Raw genomic sequence first — 22,458 nt, forward strand, 5'->3', positions numbered from 1 at the left:
ATTTTTTGCTAGAGTTAATAAGTTTGACTAGTCTAAAATCTTTAGAAGCAATTCAATGCTGCAGAAGAATGGCTGTTCCATAGACCAAGAGAGATGCTAGAAGTGCTACAGCTACTATATAAGCTACCACAAGTAGTGTGAATCTAATGCTCTTGCTCTCAGCATATATCATACTTACTGTGGCTAGGCATGGGACATAGTACATGAATAGAACTAGTATTGCAATACCCTGGGCAACTGTTAGCCCAAGCGCTTGGAGGGCAGATTGATACTCCTCAGCACCAGTCATAACAGCTATTGATGCCAACAGATTCTCCTTAGCTATAAAGCCTGTTAGCAGTGCAAATCCAATTTTCCAGCTAGAGTCCTCGCTCAATCCATACAGAGGCTTTATTACATATCCTATTAGCCTCCCAATGTTGGAGGCCCAGCTTTGAGAGGGATCTTCAACGAATCCCTCTGGCCCAAAGCTTGTTAAAGCCCATACAACCGCTACTAGAAGCACAAGCACTGTTCCAGCTCTGACAATGAAGTGTTTTGTTAGTGACCAGCTATCCCACCAAACAACCTTTAGACTCGGTCTGTGCAGACTGGGAAGCTCCAGTATAAGTTCTGGAGGTGTTGAAACCCTCAACACACCTCTTCTAAAAATCTTCGCAGTCAATAGGTAGAGTAGTGCACCACCAAAATAAACACCTATAACCACAAGTGCTTGGAGAGCTGGATTGCCCGGGAATAGAAAGCCTACTAGTGCAAGCATGACGATTAGTCTTGCCTGGCATGGAATGAAAGAGGCAGCAGCTATTATCTCGAACCTCTCAGCATCGTCTAAAGCTGCTCTAGAGGCCATGACCCCCGGCACATTGCATCCAAGAGATATGAAGAGGGGGTATATGGCCCTGCCGCTCAAACCGAATTTTGCGAATAGGCTATGCATGGATATTGCCATTAGCGGCCCTAGACCAGAGTCCTCAATGGCAGACATAATCATCATGGTTATCATTATCAGTGGGATGAATGAAGATACAACACCAACACCCTCTATAATACCGTTGGCGAGTAGACTAGCTAGAACAGGGTGTGTAGATCCCAAAGAGCTTTGTACCCAGTTCTTGAGATAGTCGAAAGCCTGCGATATTAGTCCAGAGATTGTGTAGGACTCTAGCGCCTCTGCCAAGTCGCTTCTTCCAAGAGCCTCTAGAATGACTGTGAATGGAAAGCCTGTGTTAACCGCAAATGCTATGAAAATAGCTGAAAACAGTGTCGCAACTGTTGCTACAAAGCCTGTATAGGGATTCCCAAAAACCTTGTATGCAAACCCCTTCTTCTCGAATCTCTCCAAAGGCTCTATGGCTATGAGGCTTGTGAAGGTGCCTCTAATGAATCTGTATATGCTTTCTGCAATGTGTTCACCAACATCAATGTTCATAGATTTGGCTGTTTCCTCCAGCACCCTGGCTATATGAGACAGGCCAATCTTCTCAGCAATATCGATGTTCCCTCTAGCAATCAGTGTTGCAAGCCCTCTAGGGTCGATCCTATCACTCATAAAGCTGTTTGTAATCTCTTTCACAATGCTATTCAATGTGTTTTCTAGAGAGCCATAGTCAATGTGTATACCCTTAGCAGCTTTTCTACTGGATGTCTCGACAACAGACTCTAAGGCTTTCAGCAAATCCTCTATGCCCTCCCCCCTAAGAGCTGATATAGGTGCCACAGGAACTCCTAGGATCCTACTCAGCCCATCTAAATCAACTCTTATTCTACGCTTGGTAACCTCGTCCCACTTGGTCAAAGCCACAACAGCTCTATCCGTTAGCTGAAGAACTTGTAGAGCTAGGTACAGTCCCTCTAAACCTCTAGTCAAATCAACTAGTATTAGAATAGCATCCCAATCCCCAAAAACTATATAGTCCCTAGCTATCTTCTCATCAAGAGAAACAGCTTTTAAATCATAGATCCCGGGGAGATCAACAAAACACATGGTTTTGTCTCCATACCTCCTTCTACCAATGCTCATAGCAACTGTTGTACCTGGGAAATTGCCTACCCTTTCTCTTCTGCCCGTTAAGACATTGAATAGAGTTGATTTACCGACATTAGGCTGGCCCACAACAGCTACAACAATGTTGCATTGTTCTCTACGAAGCTCTGACAAACTATATACACCAATCGATCTAGCTAATAGTAAGGTTAATAAGTTTAGATGTGTCTAAAATTATTATTTCGAATTGAATATTATAGAAGACTCGAGGCAACATACAGAACTTTGAAAGACTTCTCAATATTTCTAATAATGCTGGAAACAATGTTTATCGGAAGAATCTTTTCAACAACACCCAGAGATTCAGCAACGCCAGCTCTGGAAAACGCCTTTATCTCAACATCAAAGCTTTGATACCTCACCCTCAGAGTCCTCATAGTAACACCAAAAACATAGTCAACCTCTTTAACAATATCGTAGTTTGCTTTGCCTAGCCACAGAACATACTCTAGAAATTTTCTCCCAAGAGACTCTAGACCTGTTTTTGGACTTGCCTTCACCGCCTCTATGGAAGGACCTGCTCTCATAGCATCCATGGCTGCCTCAACATATGTTCTTAAATTGCTTGGCAAAACACGTAGAATGTTCTTCTCACTAGGGTTTTCAACAATCTTGTCTGCAATGGCAGAGGCTGCTAAAACAAGGAGTTTCTCATCTTCTGACAAGTTTATGACAGGGGCTTTGCCAAGCTCATGTTCTCTAAAAACATCTAATTTGCTGTTTTGCCGAATGTAGACAATGGCTTTGCTCTCTTGAATATATATCGTTGCTATGGGCTCGAGGAAAACCCTTTGGGCTGGGAGCTCGTCAGAGTCTATAACAATTGGGAAGAGAACACCATGAACAGCTATATAGTATCTCCCAACAAGAAAAGTGAGATCCATGTATTGGATCCTCGCCTTAAACTCCTGGGAATAGTATGGGAAAGAGTCTAACAGGTCTAGAACATCTATAAGAGTCTTGGGCATATAACAACAAGACCTCTGAAAACTCCTAGCATCTAATAAAATTTTTCAAGTTTAAATGTTTTAGCTATTTGATGCTTTTCTAGGAGTTATTATTTTGTTGCTTTTTTCACGGCGGCTGAACTTATTAACCCAGTACATTGAATATTCCTTGGTGTCTACATGCATGGAATAGACCCAGCTGGTCATATAGCTGAAGAGGATGTCGATGAAATATTGAATAGAATGGCTTTAGAACTTACAAAGGTTCCTAAAACTGAAGAGAGGGCAAGGTGCTGTAGAACATCATACGGGTTCAGATCTATACACAGCATAGAGGAGTTCATGAATGCTATAACTAACTGCAAAGTGGTGTTTGTTCTTGTGACAACGACTTACTGCCCATACTGCAGAATGTTTAAACCGATATTTGCTAAGGTAGCTGAGGAGTTTAGGGGGTCAGCCGCATTTATAGAGGCCAACGCCGACTATGTTCCAGAGGTCGCAATGGGATTTGGCGTATACTCAACACCGACAACTGTTGTGGTGATAGATGGAAGGGCTGTTGATGCACTGCTTGGGTATATGCCATACCAATACTTTAGGAGCTATGTAGAGGAGGTTTTGAAGAGTGCTAGATGTGGAGAGAACTAGAGCTCTATAAACTCTCTCCCAGAGGCTATAGGGAATCCCACCCTAATTAGAAACTCCTTCAGGCTTCTCCTAGACAGCTTGCTCAATCTGTGAACAACATCGAGGGGTAGTGGGTATCCAGCTGGAGAGAACATCTTCACGCACCTTACAATTGCGTCTACATCAGGCTTTCTATCTATGTATGGAATGCTCAACTGGAACACTTGGGAGTTTCTCTGGAGCCGTACATAAGTCACTATAAAGCCTTTTAGACCGCATTCCTCGAGCCCAAGAAACCTCTTTATATCTCTGTTTAGCTCTATGTCCAAAGGCTTTGAGTAGCCAGCTTCGAAATATGGTGATATCCCATATATTCTAGCCATTTCAAATAGTTGAAAATCTGTATAGTTAGATCTTGTGTAGAAGCTAACAGTACTCGATTTAGCTGTGAAAACCGGTGTTGTTTTTTGCGCCAGCTCTTCGATTATCTTCACCTTTCTGCTGTATACGGAATCCAGATCCTTTGATCCATGAACACTTTCAATAGTCATGTTCTTGGCAATGTCCCTTCTCGTGACAAGAAATGAGAGTAGAGAGCCATCGAGAAGAGCCAAGTCAGTGTTGTTTCTCGACACTATTCTCCCAATGGATTCAACCTCATTCAGATAGGCATATGCTGTCAAAGCCTTTTTGAATGCAGACCTTCTTGTCGCTACCCTTCTACCTGACGACTCTATAAAGCCAGAGTCGTAGAATCTATCGCTATCCTTTGTAGTTATCTTCCCACCCTCAATTGTGTAGAGCTGTGATATCCCCTGCAATGCGTATAGCATTGCAATTCTCGACTCAATTAATATGAAGCTGGAATCGGATGCTGCAACAGCTCTGCATCCACATCCATCATCACCTATGAGAATCCACTCTATAGGTGAAATTGCCTCTGCTACACCACCCCTTTTCTTATCTATCTCCAAACCCATCTTATCTCTCAAAACGAGGAGGAGCTTCACAAGCTCTGGATACATTGTAGCCGCCATGCAATCGCCTCAAAGCCTTGCTACATATGTTACCCCGAAGTTCTTTAGCTTTACCTCGCTAGACGCATCAAGATCTGTTGGGATGACCCTCATCGCCACAACCCTGTTCTTAACTCTGTAAACTGTTAGCATATCCAATGCAATTCTACGGACATCTGCATCCCTCGGCAAAGCAGCCATGTCAAGACCGGCAACACATGCAAAGCTATAGGCTATAAGATCTCTGACCATGACCGAGCCCTCTCTCACACGATCACTAAGCACAAGATCCTCTGCCACAGGTAGCATAACTTCGTTGAAGCCTATGTGCCTCACTCCAATCTTTTTGATCAGCCCCCTCAAAAATGTGTTCAGAGCATATATTGTGGATAGTGTTCCTGGAGACCCCATTCTAGAGTTGCTCAGAGATTCTATGAGACTTGCAATGCTCTCTTCCTCTTCGATCCACGGCGATAAGGAGTAGTCTATACCCAGAAAAGCTACACCGCTACACCTAGCAGACTCCTCAAGCCTCTTACCAACATTCTCAAGAAAGTCTCTAAGAAGCTGGGTTCTGCTATAAAGCAACGCCTGCGATGCAACATCAACATATCTGAGAGATATACTAAACCCGAGAACATTGGATATGTTTGCTGTTGCTGGGAAATATGGGGTCTCTATCCACATACCAAAAGATATTGCAAATCTTGTGAAGAAGTCTAGCTCCACATTTCTATGCCCAGAATAAACATGTTCAACAACCCTGTTTACGCAGTCCACATCCCCGCAACTTGTTGAGAAATATGCTGAATCAATATTTGATAGGTTATGCAACTCTTTTAAGCATTGACTAGACGGTGCAAGCGGAAATGCCACAAGTATTCTATCCCCCATGGACCCGCTAATCTCATTAACTATGTGCTCAATGTCTCTACAATCCAACGAATTTTCCGGCAGTATAGGGAGAATGAACCTCTTTGTCCACACCTCCAAGCCGACACTCTTTAAACAGCTGAAGACCTTGTCACCAAATGATATTGCATTCGACACAATCTCGTCTTTCGACCAGCTGTGGACAGGAATATGAATGGCTATGGCTCTAGGTTTTGCCATGTGATCACAGCTCAAATTTTAAATCTAGGAAAAAATACTTATACTTGTCGCCGCATCTTAGTGGTGTTGATAATTAATGAGCCTAGGAGACTATATAGCTAAGGTAGAGCTTGTTGTTAGAGACTACAGCGAGTTCAGGATACTAACCGAGGAGCTCTACAACACTCTGCAATTCGAATCTAGACTTAGAAATGACAGAAAGTTTGTTAAACTCGATTGTAAATGCAGAACAGTTTTCATAGGAGATGTACATGGAGACTACTACACACTTTTAAACATTTTAGAAAGGGTCAAGGCACTAGACATTCTTAGAGATGGGGGTAGAATAGTTCTTCTTGGAGACTATATCGATAGAGGTGATGAGCAGATCAGAACAGCTGCCTTAATAGCCATGCTTAAGAGGGATTGGGGTGATAGAATAGTTCTTCTAAGGGGGAACCATGAGCCCCCTCCACAGCTTCTTCCATCGCCACACGACTTTCCATATAGACTCATGGAGGCATTCGGCTATGCGAATGGTGAAGAACTCTACAGTTTGTTTCAAAAAATATTTGATTTGCTTCCCCTAATACTCTACATACCAGACACCCTAGTTGCTTTTCATGGAGGTCCCCCAGTATCGAGACTCCTAAAATTTAATGGAGTTGAAGATATTTTGAATGTTGATGCAAGTGATTTTGAAGAGATTCTATGGAGCGATCCAAGCGAAGAGATTGAGGAACATGATTTCAACTTTGTTAGGGGAGCTGGGGTTATATGGGGTAGGAAAATAACTGAAACCCTTTTGAAGAAACTCAATGTGGTTGTTGCGGTGAGGGGGCATGAGCCATGCAACGGCTACAAGTTTAACCATGGAAAGAGGGTCCTAACTATATTCTCCATGAAGGGCTACTATGGAAATTCGTATGCTGGTGCACTTGTTATCGAACTTGATAAGCTTGTGGATAGAGAAAAGGCTTTGAGTTATATAGAGAATGGTATTGTCCTTGTGTAGAATCATTTCGTGGTCCGCTCATCACATTTCAGTCAGGCTGGCTAGGACCAATCATCAGTTTTAATACTGTGGAAAAAGACTAATATTCTATTTAGATGCTACTATGTGTCTGCCGACTAGATAGAACCATCTGCCAGCCCCATGGTGAATAGGACTAGCTTTCTGCAGCTGCCACCCCCACTCCGATACAGCATCAGCTTTTGCATAGTAGTCTAGAACCTCGAAAACGTATAGCCTCGTTTCGCCAGCGTCTACAAAGCTCATGACCCTACCCTCTAGCCATCCAATAGCGTCTTGCCAAATAGGTGCGCTAACCTTATTTGCTTTTGCCAGGTTAAGGCCGAACATCTTTATCTTGTCAACGCTTCTCCCAGAGACACTCCCAAGCTTGTATACAACATCTACATGCTGAGCAGATGGTATGTTGAATGTAGCCTCCTTCGAGTATTCAATGCATGAGAATGTATATGACTCTCTATCGATTGCAACAGCTATTGTCGGTGGCTCTTCGGATACTGGTGTTACCCAAGAGGCTGACATTGCATTGTATCTCCCACCCTCACAAGTTGTTATAATGACGACTACAGGTCTTGGGTGTAGAAGATAGTAGAAGTGCCTGGGCTTTGCAAAATCCATTTTCACCAGCCGACAAGCTCTCTATATGTCGCAGCATCCATGTTGAACATGTAAGCAATTTCTCTAATCTCATCGACAAAGTCTCCAGGTATCATAATGTGGTGGTTTGATGGTGCGTACCTGGGTATATGCTCAACTGGAAAGTCGAATTCTAGCATTATCTGTGTTCTGCATGTTGAGTATGTCAGTAGACCCGATTTTACTATCCTCCCCTTATCGGCTACGGCTATGGTGAAGTCCCTGTCGACAGACACTACAGTTGCTACTGTATTTTCTACAGATGCTGTTATTGCGTATGGGGCTCCAGACTCAAAATGCTGTATAGCCCTAGGCTTTCCAGAGACTAGGTCGAGAGCTATTGTGCAGTGGGCTAGCATAGCTGATCTGGATTTGAATGACACTACATTTCCTATCCACCCACTCCTACCTGTCAAACCCCTTGCTAGAAGCATACCGAAAACAGCTGTTAGATCTGCTTCGCAAACAGCTGTAATCCCCTTGCTGTTTAGCAGCGATAGTGGTATGCATGGTGTTACACCATATTTTAGTATGAATGGGAAACAGTCTATTGTTACAACATCGTATTTGTTCTCCTTGGCAAGGCTCTCAAGAGCTATGTAAAGCCTGGAAACCTTCTCCAAAGCCTCTTTAGATGCCTCAAACTCTATCTTCGACTCTATCTCTCTGGCGACAGCCTCTACCCTCTCCCTTGGGGCGGAATCCATCATCGAGGCTATTCTTGATGTAGATACAATATCGACTGTTGCATTGAATCTAGACTCAAAAGCATCCTCTACATCACCCTTTTCCCTATCAGCAACCACAGCGACCTTAGAGCCGTCAATGAATGCAACAGCTCTTGCAACAGCCATCAGCTTGTCAACAACATTCTCACAGTCGATAGAGTAGTACTCTTCACACCAGTAGAGCCCAGCTGAATACCCATCCCTCTCAATCTTGCTTCTAGCAGAAACAGCTGAGGCAAGGCTATTGTGCTCCGTATGGGCAAGTATAAAGACCTTGTCTATAGAGCCTGTAGACACAAACCTGTAGATAAGGTTACTCGTGCCACCAGTCAAGACAAGCGCTATTGGTATAAACCCCTGGTATCTGCTACCCAGCTTCTCAGCAGCCTCGGCAGACACAACAATTTCGCTGTGGAACTCTATACCATATCTACTGAGATGCTTCCTAAAAACCTCTAAAACATTGGCGTAGTACTCCTTTCCATGAATCTCAGATGCAAAGGGGACAACAACAATAGGCTTCAAAACACATCACAAAAACTACTTTGCTACCACAACCTAAAAACTGTTATCCCTACACAAAGACAGGCTAAAGCATGTGACAGAAAAACGCAAGCCCTTTGCCTACGGCCCAGACCCTGCTATTCTAAGAGGTGGTGGCCCTTTCAACGATTTAACAGCACACTTCCTCTTCATCATCACCTTCAAATCTCTTCAGCTACCAATATTACGTACAAAAACCTTTATCATTTTCTAGTCTCACAAACTGTGGATACTTATCGACTGGATTAGAGCCCGTTTCTTTCAAGCTTTCAACAATTGCATTTTGAGATGACGTTAATTAATCTTTGATTATAAATTAATGAGGTTTGTAACCGATCTATTCAAACCTCACTTCAATACCTAACTTACTTAGCGCTTTTGCAATTTCAGGCATTTCAACAACTGTTTTGAACTGCGCAATGGCATAATATGCATATGCTATTCTTCTCATATTTTCTCTCCTAAGCAACTTTACCTCCTTTATAGGCTTAGGCACCGTGAAAACAGCTTTAATGTTCAAAAACTTGAATATATCATCAAATGCCTTTTTGTCAGATGTTACAGCGAAGCCCTTTGCCAACGCTATTCCGATTTCACATGGCCGCTGACTAGAATTCTCATCGATTTGAAGTCCTAGTGTCCTAATCTCATCTAGGATAAGGCTGGCTATGGCTGATCTCAATTCCTCATATGGGTTCTTATAATGTGCGACATGCCCCAAAAGCTCTACATAGGCACATAAAGGTGTTTTGACATTAATTTTTGATTCATGTAATAACATGTGAAGTGATGTGTAGAATATGTTTGTATCCATAAGAGCCTCTGCCCCTATCTCAGATAGAAAATCTGTCAAAATAACATCTTTGTATTTCTCACAGTCATATGTGCACTCCTCAACAGCTAGTGGGATGAGTCCAGAGAACTTCGCTATCAATTCTATTGCTCTACCTGCCTCACTTTCAATGGTATTGAATTTTTTGATTTGAGAGCCAAGACTGTGCACAAGCTCTATAACCTCATCATAGTTGCAATAGTCTCTTGCTTCAGCAACTATCTTAGGAATTTTGTTAACTGTAATTGTGATTCTGAGTCCTCTACATCTAAAATCCAATGGATATATAATTGAAGACGTTGCATACTCAGCATTGATTTTGTATTGAGTATATGCAACGCCTCTTCTAAGTCGAGATAATGGAGGTTTTACAAAGTTGTCGAGAAGCTTCTCCAGATCTTGCTTCTCAATGAGAATTTGACTAGGTTTTACAATAGATCTCACATCATCTGCACTTGGATGTAGAATTGCTATTGGTTCCAAAGGCTTTGGTGTAAAGGGATAAAAAAGGTTGTTCCAAGGGCCGAAGAAAAATGGTGTGTAGATGAGGGAAACACTTTCTCTTTGCCTAGAAGCTGCTAAGATAGTTGCTGAGACCTCTAGTCTAGAGCCCGTGTAGGTAGCCATAACAATTCTACTATCTTTTGAGATGCCTCTCAAAACATTGTAGACAGTTTGCGAAAGACCATCAAATGAATTCAGGTCGCTTGGGTCTGGGAATATGGGATATAAACTAAATTCAGTATTCTTCACATAATTCCTCAATAGGTTTACAGCATTTGAAGCCTCGGCTTCTCTAGTTTTAGAAGAAAAGACTATTATTTGACCGCATCCAAAGACCTCATATAATCTAAAGACTGAGGTTAGAAAAGATTCAACTGGGTCGCTATAAAAAGTTATTGCAGCGCATTCCTCACCCAATAGTATTGCACCAAACAAATTTGTCTACATATCCATTGATGGCCTCTTTACAGCCTTTCTATAGATTTTAGCTATTCTATGATAGATCCGTAGACAACTTCTATACCAAGTTCTTTGGCTCTCTCCAAAGCTTCACGTAGCATGTTCACAGCTATCAAAAGCTTTTTATAGTTCTCAATGTTTTTCTCCTTAGCGAAAATACTGCATTTTGTGTTAAACCATTCGACATCATCTTCATCTGCAAAGCTCTTCACCTCTATGAAATACGTTGCCTTATCACTTATGTAAATGTCTATTTCTAGTTTAGCCCCCTTCTGAAGGTACTTACCATCGTAGTCTCTGAAAGAGATCTTCTCAATTTTCTCAACATCTATGCCAAATCTTTCGATGGCGTCTTTGTATAGGGATAGAATTGTCTTCTCTAGGTCTCTCCCCAGCCTCCTACCAATAGATCCCAAAGCAACCTTAAGCTCTCCAACAATTTTAGCAAGCTCTGCAATCTTCTCCCCGTGAAACTGTAAAGTCTTCTCAATAGCCTCGAACCTCTTATACGTTTCCTCCCACCTCCTCTCCTCCAACTCAACAAACCTATTGAAATCCTCTCTAAGAGCCCTCAACTCATTCTCAATAGCTTCGAACCTCTTGTAAGCCTCCTCCCACCTCCTGTTATTCTCCTCCCATCTCTTCTCCTGCTCTTTGACAAACATTAAGAAGTCTTCTCTAAGCTTCTTCAACTCCTCCTCATGCCTATCAAGCCTCTTCAAAATCTCGCCATAGCCTAGGAGGCCGGCTATAGCATACCTAAACTCCTCATCCTCCTTCAAAAGCTTGAGAAGCTCTTGCTTAGTACTTCTATTCTCCATAACCTTTTTATCCTCCCACCAATTTTCTAGTGTTTTAAAAAGCGTTATAAGCGTTGCTCTTTAGTTTCTACTGAATTCTTATCTCATAGACTATTACATTCTGTTTATTTACCCTATTTAGTATCTCCTCTTTTGTGAGTTTCTCAAGAGCTATCTCTAAGTATTTTTTGTCTGGGTCGAATCCATACCATTTTTTGAAGAGTTCTCCAATTTCTTCTATGCTCCATGAGCATTTGCCTCCTCTTCTGCACTCCTCCTCCATGGCGACTTTAGCAAACTGTTTGTAGTCTGATGCTCTTGACCATGGGAATTGGAACCACACAAAGCTTCTAGTCTCGATGAATACATAGTCGGGCTTTAGCTGCGATGTAGATGTTTTCCAGACTAGGGTTGCTGTCTTAACATCTCCTGCTCTCCATTTTTTGATCAGAATCTCCCTAGCTTTTGCGAGGTGCAGGCCTGTGGCAGATATCTCTTCAACTGCGAGTGCTTTAGACCCATTCAAATCAATTTCAAAGTTGAATGCTGTTTCTATGCTGAGGCCCTTAACAACATCGGCTATACAAAGCTCTATGCCAGAGCCCTTTGCAAAGCACCTTATTAGCTCAGCTAAATAGTTTTCGCCAGGTCTTCTAGACTTTTCTCTCCATCTAATAGGCAAATAAAGGATTTTGTCAACGTCTAGAACGTCAGCTAGAATCCTAGAGACTGCTAGACCACCTCTACCAACAGCGACTACAACATCTGGCTTAAACCCACTACCATCAACAATCCTTGCAAGTCTCAAACTCCATTCAGCAACTTCGCTCCACGAAACATGCTTAACAGGGTAGATAACCATGGGATTCACCAGCACAAGCGCATTACAGCACAGATAAAACGCGAGTCAATTAAAGCATTGCCGCTATATAAGTTCAAAGAAGTTAAAATTTAAATAAGTTTAGAGATGCGGTCTTTGCGTAGCACAAGTTTTTAATGTTTCCTCAACATATTTTTCTTTGGTGATGATATCTGGTTACAGCATTTGTCAATGGAAATATCTACCTGTCTTTCAAGCCCGTTAAGAGGGTTGAGGCCATCGTTGTTGGGTGGGGTAGGATACTCTACGCCGGTAGCAATGACATTGCGAAAAGCGTGGCTGGTTTGCTTGGCGGAGATGTTGTCGATTTGAATGGTGCAACTGTCCTGCCTGGCTTCATAGATTCTCACATCCACTTGGATGAGCTTGGTCTTCAGCTTGGCATGCTCGATCTCCGTGGTGTTAGAAGTATTAGGGAGCTTAAGGAGAGGTTGAGAGAGTTTTCAAGATCTGTTGACACTCTATGGATTATTGGATTTGGATGGGATCAAGAGCTTTTCGAGGAGAGGAGGTGGCCAACTAGATGGGATCTCGACGAGGTTGTTAGCAATAGGCCGGTTATACTCTACAGGATTTGCATGCATGTCGCTGTCCTCAACTCAAGGGGTTTGGAACTCGCAAGCGTTTCAACTATTGAGTCCCCCAATGTTGTTAGAGATGATAGGGGTGTTCCAACAGGTATTGTTAGAGAGGATGCCCTCAACATTGTTAGAGAGAAGATCGAGGACTCCATATCCGTTGAAGACTATAAAAAGATTCTTCTAAAAGCTTTAAACCACCTGGCCTCGCAAGGCGTTACAACAGCTGGCTTCGTTGGCTGCGACCCAAAGGTTTTGAAGGCCTTGACGGAGCTTTGGAAGGAGAGGCAGCTGCCGATAAGGGTTAGGGTTTATCTAGACTTTAGAAAGTCTTGGAGCTTCATAGACATTGCAAGAGATGTTGGGCTTAGGAGTGGCTTAGGAGACGAGTACCTGAAGATAGTGGGGGTCAAGCTCTATGCAGATGGCAGTTTAGGTGCTAGAACAGCATGGCTATCAAAACCCTATTCAGATGACCCCTCGACCAGCGGCTATCCAGCAACGGATCCAAGGGATCTTAGAGCAGCTGCGAGAAAAATCCATGAGTCTGGTCTTCAGCTGGCCATCCACGGCATCGGCGACAAGGCTATAGATGTCATTCTAGATATATACCAGGAGCTTCCAAATGCTAAGGCATATAGACATAGAATCGAGCATGCATCTGTTCTTAGAGAAGACCAAATAGATAGGATGGCTAGGCTGGGGATTGCAGCATCTGTTCAGCCGAACTTTGTCATATCTGATTGGTGGGCTTTGCAGAGGCTAGGTGAGGAGAGGATAAGATGGCTATACCCATTCAAGACAATGATTGAAAAAGGAATTGCTGTGGGCATTGGGACAGACAGTCCAGTTGAGCCGGCAAACCCATGGCAGACGATATATGCAGCGGTTACAAGAGGGAAACACGAAAACGTTAGACACTATAAGTACACAGAAAGCCAGAGGCTAACAATTGAAGAGACCCTCCATTACTACACATATGGCTCTGCATACATACTACACGAAGAGGAGAATCTGGGTACTCTAGAGCCAGGGAAGCTAGCAGATTTCATAATCGTTGACAGAGACCCTCTGAAAACAGATGAGAAGGAGTTGAAGGACATAAAGGTTCTAGCCATATACGTTGGAGGAAAGCATATATGGAGCAAACATTAGATCAGACGGCTGCGACAAACACATCACAAATCAGATGTGCCACGGCTCATCACAAGAAGAATAGATGTGGAGACAAGAAATAAACTTTCATTAAACAAAGACAGCGCTTGTTGGAGGTTGCGACAAGGGCTTTGGATTATTTGCCGCGACTTTTACACAATGGTCAAAACCATCAAGTATGCAGAACACAGAGCACCTTTTGTTTATTTAAACTATTTAAACTTATTCAAGAAAAGAGTTTAAATATTTAAATTGCATTCTTCTTAAAGTGTATCGCATAAAGGTGGGTGTTGTTTATATGAGGGTTAGAGACTTTGTGATAGCAATAGTTAATGCCGCTCTATACGCCTTAGTTGGCATAGCAACGACCTTTGGCATTTTTGCTATAGTTGTTGGCGGTGTTAGGTTCTGGCCCTCTGTTTTTGTACCCGCTGTTTTTGCAGAGGTTTTTGGCCCTGTTGTAGGTGGTTTGGGGGCTGCTATAGGGATTTTTATAAGCGATATGGTTGTACATGGAAATGCACTTGTTAGCTTATCTGTAGGTGTTCCAGCAAATTTCCTAGGCTTTTACATTCTAGGTCTTGTTGCGAGGAAGACTAGGAGGGATTCTAAAGCTTTGGGCATTATAGCCATAGCCCTCCAATTCATACCTGTAGCAGCCCTCTACTACCTATACACAATCAAATTCATTGATTTTACAACAGCCCTGGTATTCATATCTGTTGCCATTGTCTCAGGGGCTGGCGTAGCCATATCCATGGTAGTGCTCATGTTTAGAAGGAGAGGCTATGCATACCCGAATGAGTTGCTAGCTTACAGCCTTGGATTGATGATAGGATCTCTCTACATAGGCTTTGGCCTATGGGCTTACACCTATGTAGCTAAACTTGGTATTGCGGGTGTTCCTCCAGAGTTCCAGACCAGAGCACCATTTGCAGCTGCCCTAATGTGGTTTCTATGGACCTACTACACAGAGATACCCTTCATGATATACCTTGCCCCACCAATTGCAAGAGCTGTTGAGGTGTGGTTGAAGAGGTATAGGTGAGAATATTGATGAGGAGAGTAAGGTCAACTGCTTCAGCAGGTATATCAGGGTTCTTTGCACCGCATATAGCCTCAGATCTCAGGGAAACAGGGGCTGTTGGAGGTGGGCTGGGGGTAGCAAAGGCAATAGTTGTCGAGGTGTCTGTGGATCTAAGCCACAGTGACGGGCTTGTGGTTGTGAATAGAATCAACGGCTCTTACATAGATGGTTGCCTAGCTAGATACATAGCTGAAAGGATTTTTGCAATAGCTGGTAGGAAGGGTGGCAGGGTTTACATAGACCAGAGGATATCTGTGCCAATAGGAGGTGGATACGGTTCTAGCGGTGGATCAGCTGTTGCAATAGCCTTTGCACTTGCCAAAGCATTGGATATTCCAATAGACTTCGACGATGTTGCGGAGATAGCACATGAGGCGGATATAGTATGCAAATCTGGTTTGGGGACAGTGGTAGGGGTTCTAAAGCCTTGCGACGGGATTGTCCTGGTATCTAAGCCTGGTGGCCCTAGAATAGCAGAGGTTAGGTGCATACCTATGGAACCAAATCTAACCGCTTTAACAGCTTTCTATAGACCCATACCCAAAAACTCTATACTTTCCAGTTCTGATCACCTAGAAAAGGTGAGGGCAATCGGCTTAGAGACTCTAAAAAGGATAGAGGCTAGCCCAACCCCAGAGAACTTCATTAGAAGCTGCTACCAATTTGCATTGGAAACAGGGTTTCTAACACCAAAAATCAGGCAGGTTATAGAGCTTCTGCAAGAGATTGATGGTGTTATAGGCGCTTCGATGAATATGGTGGGGGAGGCCCTATTTGCAATAGTCTATGACTATGCTGTAGACAAAGCCCTTGAAATCATCGAGAAAACAAGTCCAGTGTGGGTATATAGGTGGAGACCAGGTGTCAACTCTGTTCAGGTCGAGGAGCTCTGGAGACAGTTGTAATCCTGTGGTCCGTGTTGACGATCTGTGGTTTGGATATGGAGAAGAATATGTTTTGAAGGGTATATCCCTACAGATTCGAAAAAGAGAGCTTGTATTGGTTCTAGGCCCCAACGGCTCAGGCAAATCAACATTTTTGAAGGTATTGGCAGGTATACTAAAACCTGTTAGGGGCCATGTATCCCTATGTGGCAGGGATATTACCAGTTTATCTGATACAGATCTAGTGAGGCTTATTGGATATGTGCATCAAAATCCGTGGCTATACATGTTCAACCCAAAGGTCTTTGACGAGATAAGCTTTGTTGCTAAGAACCTGGGTATAGACCATAACACAATAACTAAAAATGTTTTGGATATAGCCACAAGGCTGGATATCATCGACTTGCTAGATAGATCACCATTTAGCTTGAGTGAGGGAGAGGCAAGAAGGGTTGTCTTAGCCTCGGCTCTAATACACGAACCCCCCCTCCTTTTATTGGATGAGCCAACAGCAGGCCTTGACTACGGCCTTAAAAAGAGATTCATAGACATAATCAATAAGCTAAACGATCTACTGGAAACGGCAATTGTTATTGCAACCCACGACACTGATATAATCACTATGTTGCCAAGGGCTAAACTGATAATTCTCAACGAAGGCAGGATCGTTTTCAAAGGTTCTATAGAAGATGCCTTAGATAATCCAAGTATTTTTACCGAAAACAGTTTGGTGATACCAACAGAGGTGGAGCTGGCTAAACGGCTAGGGATTCGTTGGGACAGGGCCGCAGATTTAGATGATCTGCTACTTGAATTAGACAGGTTGAGGAAGGCTCTATGTCGTTAACAAGCATCTACCTGAGGAACTTATCCCAAATTTTTCTGTTCTATTCGGAAAAGAGTCTTCTGGGCAAGCTCCACCCCTTGACAAAAGCAGTTTTAATGTTTGCAGGTATAGCCATAGCCTTTATATGCAACAAGCTAGTTGTGTTGCTGTTTACACTAGCAACTTTTCTTTTAATGGCATTGTTGTCGATTAGTGTAAAGAGGGTGGTTTCTCTAATCACCTCTCTAATGATTTTCATATCGCCGATGATTCTATTCTCATACATCTACTCGATATTTAGATCCATGTCAACAGCATCACTAATAGAATTGTCTATCTCGTTAGCCACAGCCATAGTTAGACTGCTGATAATGTCCCTAGCTTTCTACATATTCTTCATAACAACTAAGCCCCAGTCCATCGCACGTATTCTAAGCAGGATCGGGATTCCATATAAGTATGGCTATGGGTTTGTTATAGCTCTTCGATTTCTATCGGTAATAGCCAGTGACCTGATTGAGATACTGCATATTCAGAAGACGAGAGGGCTTTTCATCAAAAGAAACTTTCTTGGCAGTCTCAGAAGCTCTTTCGCGATTTTTGTCCCGCTGATAATATCGGCGTTGAATAGAGTTGATGAAGTTACTATAGCGCTTGAGGTAAAAGGCTTTGGGTTAGGTGGCAAGAGGGGCTACCTGTATTCAGAGACCTTTGGGTTTAGAGATTCGATTGCTGTGCTTTTGTGTTTCGCCGGACTGGCTATGGCTATTCATTTCTGCATATAACGCTCTTTAGATATTCAATAGACTCCTCAACATTTCTGGCAACTTTGTTGAACTGTTTAGATATTTTGATGTAGATAGGCTCCTTAACTCCGTAGTCCCCTATATTAGTCTCACCCAAAACCTTTAGAGGAGGCCCATAGGCAACCACTTTTCTATTGAGTATTAGAAGCTTTGTTGCAAAGCCCAGCACATAGTCAAGATCGTGCTCGACAACAACTACAGTTGCTTTTCTATCTCTCCAATAGCTGTAGACATACTCGTAGAACTTCTTCTTCGTCATAGGGTCAAGATATGAGCATGGCTCGTCGAGGATAAGTAGCTCTGGTCTCAACGCTATTACAGATGCTAACACAACCCTCTGGATCTGCCCCATCGAAAGCGTGCTAACAAATCTATTCCTCAGACTATCCAACTCCATAACCTCCAGAGCCTCGTCAACTCTTCTACGAATCTCATCAGCCTCCAGACCAGCGTTCTCTAAAGGAAACGCCACCTCCTCTTCAACTGTAAGCGAGAATACTTGGTTAACAGGATTTTGAAGAACAACACCAACCCTTCCAAAAAGCTTGTTAAAACCATGCTTCAGAACATCCACATCTAAAACCCTGGCATCGCCCGCCACCCGCAGACTTTCTAAAACATCTCTAATACCAAGCAAAACCTTCAGCAATGTTGATTTGCCCCCACCGCTAGGGCCAGAGACAACGACGAAATCCCCACAATCTATAGATAGAGAAATGTTTTCTAAAATCTTAAATCCATTTAGAGCCTCAACAGATAGGTTAGACACCTCTACACAAGCTGCCATAACATGCAAAACCTCAGCTTCTATTGCTACTCCTATGCCTAAATACATCCTCAGACTCAAAATACAGCTTTGAACCGTTTAAAATTTTGATCATCTCACCACTTGTACAGTTGCATTATTTATCGCCTAATATTGTTTTGCCTTGTATATAGTCAAGGCGACTACCACTCCAGCCAAAATGTTCAATGCTGCTAGCGATATTGTTGTGGCAACAGGTTCGTTGAAGAATTTCGAAATTATTGTATATATATACGCTGATCTAATCCCCTCCACAAACTTGTTTATAGCTGTTATCAACTGGATTTCAAGCGGCTTTAAATCTTCGAGGGCACTTGGATAAGGCGTTGAGATAACGACTACAAGGTTTTCTGCATATGAGTATAGCCCCAAAATGGCAAGCATTATTAAAACAACCTTGTTTTCTAATCCAAGTACGAGCGGGGCTATTAGAAGAGGTGTTATTGTTGTTAGGAATCTCGGACCGTAGCAAAGCCCCCCATCCACATCATACCAACTAGAATACACTAAAATTGGAATGGCAATAGAAGCTACATAGACTATCTTATCATATGAACCGAGCCTCTTAAGAGCTTTTGGCATGTAGATAATTGCAAGAATGTAGAGCGGGTATAGAACTAGGAGACTCTTCCTAGGATCTACAAGCAATATGAACAACCCATATGGAATATCAGCTAGGTTGAACCCCTCAACACCTATACTTTTCAAATATATCTGCTCCGGAAACGTGAACATGTTACCTGTTGTATAGGCATTATAGATCAACTGCATCACTATAATTGGAGAGATAGATATTATGTATATGAGAACATATGTAAAGATCCTCCAAAGGCTTTTACGATCCTTCAGATAGTCTCTGATCGTCTTTGCCAAAACAGTTGCAGATGTGAAGAATATTGGTATAAATGTTGAGGGGTCTAAAACAATTGACATAGATGCTGAAAAACCTGCCAAAACAGCCCAAGGCTTTCCACCACCGCTACAGAGCTTGTTTAGCGACAGTATGTAGAGCATGTAGAAAAGTGTTAGAGGGGCCTGCGGAAAAACATGTGTTGAATATATGTATAGAGGTCCTGCCAAGCCATTGACTATAGCCACAGCAATAGCTCTTCTACTATCTCCGAAAATCGTTTCATAAAGTTTTGCAGAGATGTAAACTGATAGAGAGCCGAGGAAAGCCATTGCAAAGCCTGCAACTATCAAATCCTTTGCATTGAAAACGTCTGCTAGCTTCATCGGTATAGCAAGAACAATTCCAAGGCCTAGAGGGCCGACAAAAACACATCTACCATTAACATAGACTACATCAGCCCATCTATCAAAGCAGATCCAAGACTCAATATAAGGCAATGCACTAGTTATGCTTCTGGCAAGAGCCATAGCACCTATGGTATAGGGAGTATAGAAGACAGCATTAACAGAGAGAACATACAAGGCAAAAACCATGAGAATAACAAGCACGGTTCTAAATCCATGTCGAGAAACCTTTTTGATGATTATACCACAGATCAACGCCATCACTTTACAGAAAACGCTAAGGACTACTACAATTGCTGAGCAATAAAAGACTTAGTTATTTTAGGATGGAGCTTACCTACATATGCTTTTCAATAAAATTAGTCGGATTGAACCTCTAATCAATGCTTCACCTGAAATCTATTAACTTTGACATTTCTCTACAATCTTCAAAAGCTTTGAACAATGTAATCGGTTGTTCTATGACCACAACACCTTCTTTATATCTATCCTCAAAACATTTTTCGGAGTTTTTTCATCGAAGTTCATAACCCTTATCCCAATGGGCTCTGATATGGCGCCTATATACTCTCTAACCAGGTTTCTTATTGTTTTCAGATCCAGTTCCTCCTTTGATATTATTATCGGTGCTTCAAACCTTGCTTCATCTGGCGCTCCAACAACTATAACGTCTTTCCCTAGCTTCTCTCTCAAAATCTTTTCCACAGCACCTGGACTAAGCCTATAGCCACTCACCTTCATTACACCATCTCTTCTTCCGAGAACAAATACTGTGAAGTCTTTCTTCATATATGCATAGTCTCCTGTTCTGTAAAAGCCATCTTTCCAACTATCGAAGAATTCCTTCGGTGCTTCAACCGACATTGAGGGCCACGGCTTTCTCAGTACAAGCTCTCCTATAGAGTCTCTAATACTGTTTCCATGTTCGTCGACAACATCTATGTCGAAGCCCGGTATAGGCCTTCCAACAGATCCTGGCACAACTGGGGTGAATGTATAGTTTATCAGGTTTCCCAGCACAAATGTTGCTAACTCGCTCTGTATATACATGTTTAGAACTGGTATTCTGCCGGAGAGGCTCTCAGGCACAGATGTTATCATGGTCGTACCCCCAGTTCCTACAACGCTGTATGTCCACCACCAAACATCTTTCTCAAGAGGCTCTGCAGTTATGAGGATAGCTTTTAGCGTGTCTATGTTATGTGCCTTGACATGCTGGTCCCCAGCCTTGCTAAGCATTCTTAGTGCAGATCCTGTTGTCAGAAACAATGTCACGGCATACCTCTCTATAATATCCCACCATCTGTCGATTGATGGGTAGTCGAAGCTTCCTTCATATAGAACGATTGTTGAGCCTATCATTAGAGGGCCAAAAACAACGTATGTTATCCCTGTTATCCACCCAGGCCACACAGTACAGAAGTATGTGTCGTGAGGTCTCAAACCAATCCATCTGCTAGTAGAGTATGTCTGCACAAGGTATCCGCCAACACCATGTGTAATAGGCTTGTAGCCATCCTCATATGCTATGTGAAGTCCGAAGAGGGGGTGATCAGAAGGCCCTACAAAGTTATCTACTCTTTCTCCGCCAAGACTCTTCAGGCTATCGAAACTCATCTCGCTTTCCATAAGCTTGGCAGATCCAACTCTCTCTATAACCACTGTAGAACATCTATGCTTAGCATATTCAATTGCTCTTCTAACAGTTGAAACTGTGTCTATTACTCTGCCCCTCCTATAGAACCCATCGGTTGTAACCAACAGCCTTGGTCTCCTAGAGGCGATTCTGTTGCCAAGCTCGTAGAATCCGAAACCAGTGAAAACAACTTCAAATGGAGCTCCAATCCTCATGGAGGCTAGTATTAAAGCTATCGACTCTATTGTGGGTGGAACATAGAACATCACCCAATCCCCAGCACCAATGCCAAGACTCTTCAAAGCACTCGATAGCTTCTCGACTAGGTTGTGTAGACTCTCATAGGATATCGCCTCCACATCCCCCTGCTCACTCTCCCATATAATAGCCGGTTTACCCCATACCCATGTATCTTTATGTCTCTCTACAACATTGTGATAAGCACTTATCTCTCCACCAACAAACCACTTCACGTGTGGTGGCACGCCATCTACTATACTTCTCCACGGCTTTGCCCATACAAGCTTCTTTGCCTCCTCACCCCAGAAACCAGCTACATCACCTACACTCCTCCTGTAAACAGCTTCATACTCTCTGACATCTACATATTTCCACTTCGTTATAGGCGGTACTATAGATTCATCGCTGTATAGCTTCTCTAAAACCTTTTCAAGCAACTTAACCACACTACATAATAACTACCTGTGTGTATGGCTGGACAATGTCTCTAAAGGTGTACAAAAGGCTTTTATCCTCATAGTGAATTGGTATGGCGATAAATGGTCTAAGGCTCTTGACTACCTCTAGAGCCTCCTCGGGGCATAAAACATTTTTGCATCCAATTGGAATAAATAATATATCTATTTTAATATTAATATCTAGAACCTCTGGAACGAGGTCTGTGTCACCCATGTGATAAACCGTTATGTCATTGGTTTTCACGATATATCCAACTCCAAGCCCTTTTGGATGTGCAACCTCTTTACCTTCACCAATGTTGTATGCATCAATAGCTTTGATCGTGAATTCACCAAGAATAATTGTGTCGCCGGGCTCAATTCTGTGTAGTCCTATTGATGGAGAGACTGTTTTTCTGACATCTATCTTCTCTGTTCCTGGGAAGTGCCTGGGGTGCAGATGTGTGTACAGCAGATAGTTACAGCCATCCACATTTGCAACATCTATACATAGAGTCTCATTGTTTGTAGCAATCCTCACACCTGCAAACCCATCTCTGGAAACAGTTGTGGAGCCTATCCTAAGTCTCCTCAAGACCATGT

General features: G+C 42.7%; 20 protein-coding genes. 7 read left to right on the forward strand and 13 right to left on the reverse strand.

Going from position 1 to position 22,458, the window contains the following annotated elements:
* Positions 1 to 52: 52 nt before the first annotated feature.
* A complete protein-coding gene (gene feoB, locus QW284_05745) occupies positions 53 to 2,158 on the reverse strand; it encodes a ferrous iron transport protein B (protein ID MEM0339169.1) in 2,106 nt (701 codons plus the stop codon).
* 80 nt (positions 2,159 to 2,238) lie between these two features.
* Positions 2,239 to 3,012: a hypothetical protein gene (locus tag QW284_05750; GenBank protein ID MEM0339170.1), complete on the reverse strand. Its 774-nt coding sequence runs from the start codon at positions 3,010 to 3,012 to the stop codon at positions 2,239 to 2,241.
* A gap of 159 nt (positions 3,013 to 3,171) precedes the next feature.
* On the opposite strand from QW284_05750, the gene QW284_05755 reads away from it, so the two are divergent.
* On the forward strand, positions 3,172 to 3,642 hold the full coding sequence (locus QW284_05755; GenBank protein MEM0339171.1) for a thioredoxin family protein: 471 nt from the start codon (positions 3,172 to 3,174) through the stop codon (positions 3,640 to 3,642).
* On the opposite strand, the gene QW284_05760 is transcribed toward QW284_05755, so the two are convergent.
* Together QW284_05760 and QW284_05765 are read right to left on the reverse strand one after the other, a co-directional pair.
* Positions 3,639 to 4,658, reverse strand: coding sequence for a DNA double-strand break repair nuclease NurA (locus tag QW284_05760; protein ID MEM0339172.1), 1,020 nt, complete (start codon positions 4,656 to 4,658; stop codon positions 3,639 to 3,641). The two genes, QW284_05755 and QW284_05760, sit on opposite strands and share 4 nt — an antisense overlap.
* A gap of 9 nt (positions 4,659 to 4,667) precedes the next feature.
* Complete coding sequence (locus QW284_05765; protein MEM0339173.1) at positions 4,668 to 5,750, reverse strand: DUF711 family protein; 1,083 nt, start codon at positions 5,748 to 5,750, stop codon at positions 4,668 to 4,670.
* A 76-nt stretch (positions 5,751 to 5,826) separates the two neighbouring features.
* On the opposite strand from QW284_05765, the gene QW284_05770 reads away from it, so the two are divergent.
* On the forward strand, positions 5,827 to 6,744 hold the full coding sequence (locus tag QW284_05770; GenBank protein MEM0339174.1) for a metallophosphoesterase family protein: 918 nt from the start codon (positions 5,827 to 5,829) through the stop codon (positions 6,742 to 6,744).
* Between the two features lie 87 nt (positions 6,745 to 6,831).
* Here QW284_05770 and QW284_05775 read toward each other — a convergent pair whose 3' ends face one another.
* The 5 genes from QW284_05775 to QW284_05795 all read right to left on the reverse strand — a co-directional run bounded on the left by QW284_05775 (position 6,832) and on the right by QW284_05795 (position 12,126).
* Positions 6,832 to 7,380, reverse strand: a complete 549-nt coding sequence (locus QW284_05775; GenBank protein ID MEM0339175.1) for a flavin reductase family protein — start codon at positions 7,378 to 7,380, stop codon at positions 6,832 to 6,834.
* Between the two features lie 2 nt (positions 7,381 to 7,382).
* Positions 7,383 to 8,651 (reverse strand): hypothetical protein, encoded by a 1,269-nt coding sequence (locus QW284_05780; protein ID MEM0339176.1) that lies wholly within the window; start codon positions 8,649 to 8,651, stop codon positions 7,383 to 7,385.
* 355 nt (positions 8,652 to 9,006) lie between these two features.
* Positions 9,007 to 10,422 (reverse strand): hypothetical protein, encoded by a 1,416-nt coding sequence (locus tag QW284_05785; protein MEM0339177.1) that lies wholly within the window; start codon positions 10,420 to 10,422, stop codon positions 9,007 to 9,009.
* Between the two features lie 71 nt (positions 10,423 to 10,493).
* Positions 10,494 to 11,285 (reverse strand): DUF3782 domain-containing protein, encoded by a 792-nt coding sequence (locus QW284_05790; GenBank protein MEM0339178.1) that lies wholly within the window; start codon positions 11,283 to 11,285, stop codon positions 10,494 to 10,496.
* A 67-nt stretch (positions 11,286 to 11,352) separates the two neighbouring features.
* Positions 11,353 to 12,126: a phosphoribosyltransferase family protein gene (locus QW284_05795; GenBank protein ID MEM0339179.1), complete on the reverse strand. Its 774-nt coding sequence runs from the start codon at positions 12,124 to 12,126 to the stop codon at positions 11,353 to 11,355.
* A gap of 293 nt (positions 12,127 to 12,419) precedes the next feature.
* On the opposite strand from QW284_05795, the gene QW284_05800 reads away from it, so the two are divergent.
* The 5 genes from QW284_05800 to QW284_05820 all read left to right on the forward strand — a co-directional run bounded on the left by QW284_05800 (position 12,420) and on the right by QW284_05820 (position 17,459).
* Positions 12,420 to 13,877, forward strand: coding sequence for an amidohydrolase (locus QW284_05800; GenBank protein ID MEM0339180.1), 1,458 nt, complete (start codon positions 12,420 to 12,422; stop codon positions 13,875 to 13,877).
* Between the two features lie 298 nt (positions 13,878 to 14,175).
* Positions 14,176 to 14,925 (forward strand): hypothetical protein, encoded by a 750-nt coding sequence (locus QW284_05805; protein MEM0339181.1) that lies wholly within the window; start codon positions 14,176 to 14,178, stop codon positions 14,923 to 14,925.
* 8 nt (positions 14,926 to 14,933) lie between these two features.
* A complete protein-coding gene (locus QW284_05810; protein MEM0339182.1) occupies positions 14,934 to 15,869 on the forward strand; it encodes a hypothetical protein in 936 nt (311 codons plus the stop codon).
* On the forward strand, positions 15,826 to 16,695 hold the full coding sequence (locus QW284_05815; GenBank protein ID MEM0339183.1) for an ABC transporter ATP-binding protein: 870 nt from the start codon (positions 15,826 to 15,828) through the stop codon (positions 16,693 to 16,695). The genes QW284_05810 and QW284_05815 overlap by 44 nt, the downstream gene beginning before the upstream one ends.
* Complete coding sequence (locus QW284_05820; protein ID MEM0339184.1) at positions 16,686 to 17,459, forward strand: energy-coupling factor transporter transmembrane component T; 774 nt, start codon at positions 16,686 to 16,688, stop codon at positions 17,457 to 17,459. Before QW284_05815 ends, QW284_05820 begins: the two co-directional genes overlap by 10 nt.
* On the opposite strand, the gene QW284_05825 is transcribed toward QW284_05820, so the two are convergent.
* From QW284_05825 to QW284_05840, 4 genes are all read right to left on the reverse strand, one after another.
* Positions 17,440 to 18,315 (reverse strand): ABC transporter ATP-binding protein, encoded by an 876-nt coding sequence (locus QW284_05825; GenBank protein ID MEM0339185.1) that lies wholly within the window; start codon positions 18,313 to 18,315, stop codon positions 17,440 to 17,442. The genes QW284_05820 and QW284_05825 overlap by 20 nt on opposite strands.
* Positions 18,316 to 18,393: 78 nt before the next feature.
* The gene (locus QW284_05830; GenBank protein ID MEM0339186.1) at positions 18,394 to 19,803 is read right to left on the reverse strand and encodes a hypothetical protein; all 1,410 of its coding nucleotides are present in this window, start codon (positions 19,801 to 19,803) and stop codon (positions 18,394 to 18,396) included.
* Positions 19,804 to 20,001: 198 nt separating this feature from the next.
* Entirely contained in the window at positions 20,002 to 21,855 is a 1,854-nt protein-coding gene (locus QW284_05835) for an AMP-binding protein (protein ID MEM0339187.1), read from the reverse strand.
* Between the two features lie 10 nt (positions 21,856 to 21,865).
* The gene (locus QW284_05840) at positions 21,866 to 22,450 is read right to left on the reverse strand and encodes an MBL fold metallo-hydrolase (protein ID MEM0339188.1); all 585 of its coding nucleotides are present in this window, start codon (positions 22,448 to 22,450) and stop codon (positions 21,866 to 21,868) included.
* Positions 22,451 to 22,458 lie beyond the last annotated feature (8 nt).

The sequence above is a fragment of the Ignisphaera sp. genome, from assembly GCA_038735125.1.
Lineage (GTDB): Archaea > Thermoproteota > Thermoprotei_A > Sulfolobales > Ignisphaeraceae > Ignisphaera.

What these genes read in the sequence shown, in the direction of transcription:
- QW284_05770 (MEM0339174.1), top strand. Translation starts at nt 5,827, where the DNA reads ATGAGCCTAGGAGACTATATAGCTAAGGTAGAGCTTGTTGTTAGAGAC.
- QW284_05825 (MEM0339185.1), bottom strand. Translation starts at nt 18,315, where the DNA reads ATGTATTTAGGCATAGGAGTAGCAATAGAAGCTGAGGTTTTGCATGTT.
- QW284_05810 (MEM0339182.1), top strand. Translation starts at nt 14,934, where the DNA reads ATGAGGAGAGTAAGGTCAACTGCTTCAGCAGGTATATCAGGGTTCTTT.
- QW284_05820 (MEM0339184.1), top strand. Translation starts at nt 16,686, where the DNA reads ATGTCGTTAACAAGCATCTACCTGAGGAACTTATCCCAAATTTTTCTG.
- QW284_05830 (MEM0339186.1), bottom strand. Translation starts at nt 19,803, where the DNA reads ATGGCGTTGATCTGTGGTATAATCATCAAAAAGGTTTCTCGACATGGA.
- QW284_05805 (MEM0339181.1), top strand. Translation starts at nt 14,176, where the DNA reads ATGAGGGTTAGAGACTTTGTGATAGCAATAGTTAATGCCGCTCTATAC.
- QW284_05790 (MEM0339178.1), bottom strand. Translation starts at nt 11,285, where the DNA reads ATGGAGAATAGAAGTACTAAGCAAGAGCTTCTCAAGCTTTTGAAGGAG.
- QW284_05795 (MEM0339179.1), bottom strand. Translation starts at nt 12,126, where the DNA reads ATGGTTATCTACCCTGTTAAGCATGTTTCGTGGAGCGAAGTTGCTGAA.
- QW284_05760 (MEM0339172.1), bottom strand. Translation starts at nt 4,658, where the DNA reads ATGGCGGCTACAATGTATCCAGAGCTTGTGAAGCTCCTCCTCGTTTTG.
- QW284_05765 (MEM0339173.1), bottom strand. Translation starts at nt 5,750, where the DNA reads ATGGCAAAACCTAGAGCCATAGCCATTCATATTCCTGTCCACAGCTGG.
- QW284_05750 (MEM0339170.1), bottom strand. Translation starts at nt 3,012, where the DNA reads ATGCCCAAGACTCTTATAGATGTTCTAGACCTGTTAGACTCTTTCCCA.
- QW284_05755 (MEM0339171.1), top strand. Translation starts at nt 3,172, where the DNA reads ATGCATGGAATAGACCCAGCTGGTCATATAGCTGAAGAGGATGTCGAT.
- QW284_05775 (MEM0339175.1), bottom strand. Translation starts at nt 7,380, where the DNA reads ATGGATTTTGCAAAGCCCAGGCACTTCTACTATCTTCTACACCCAAGA.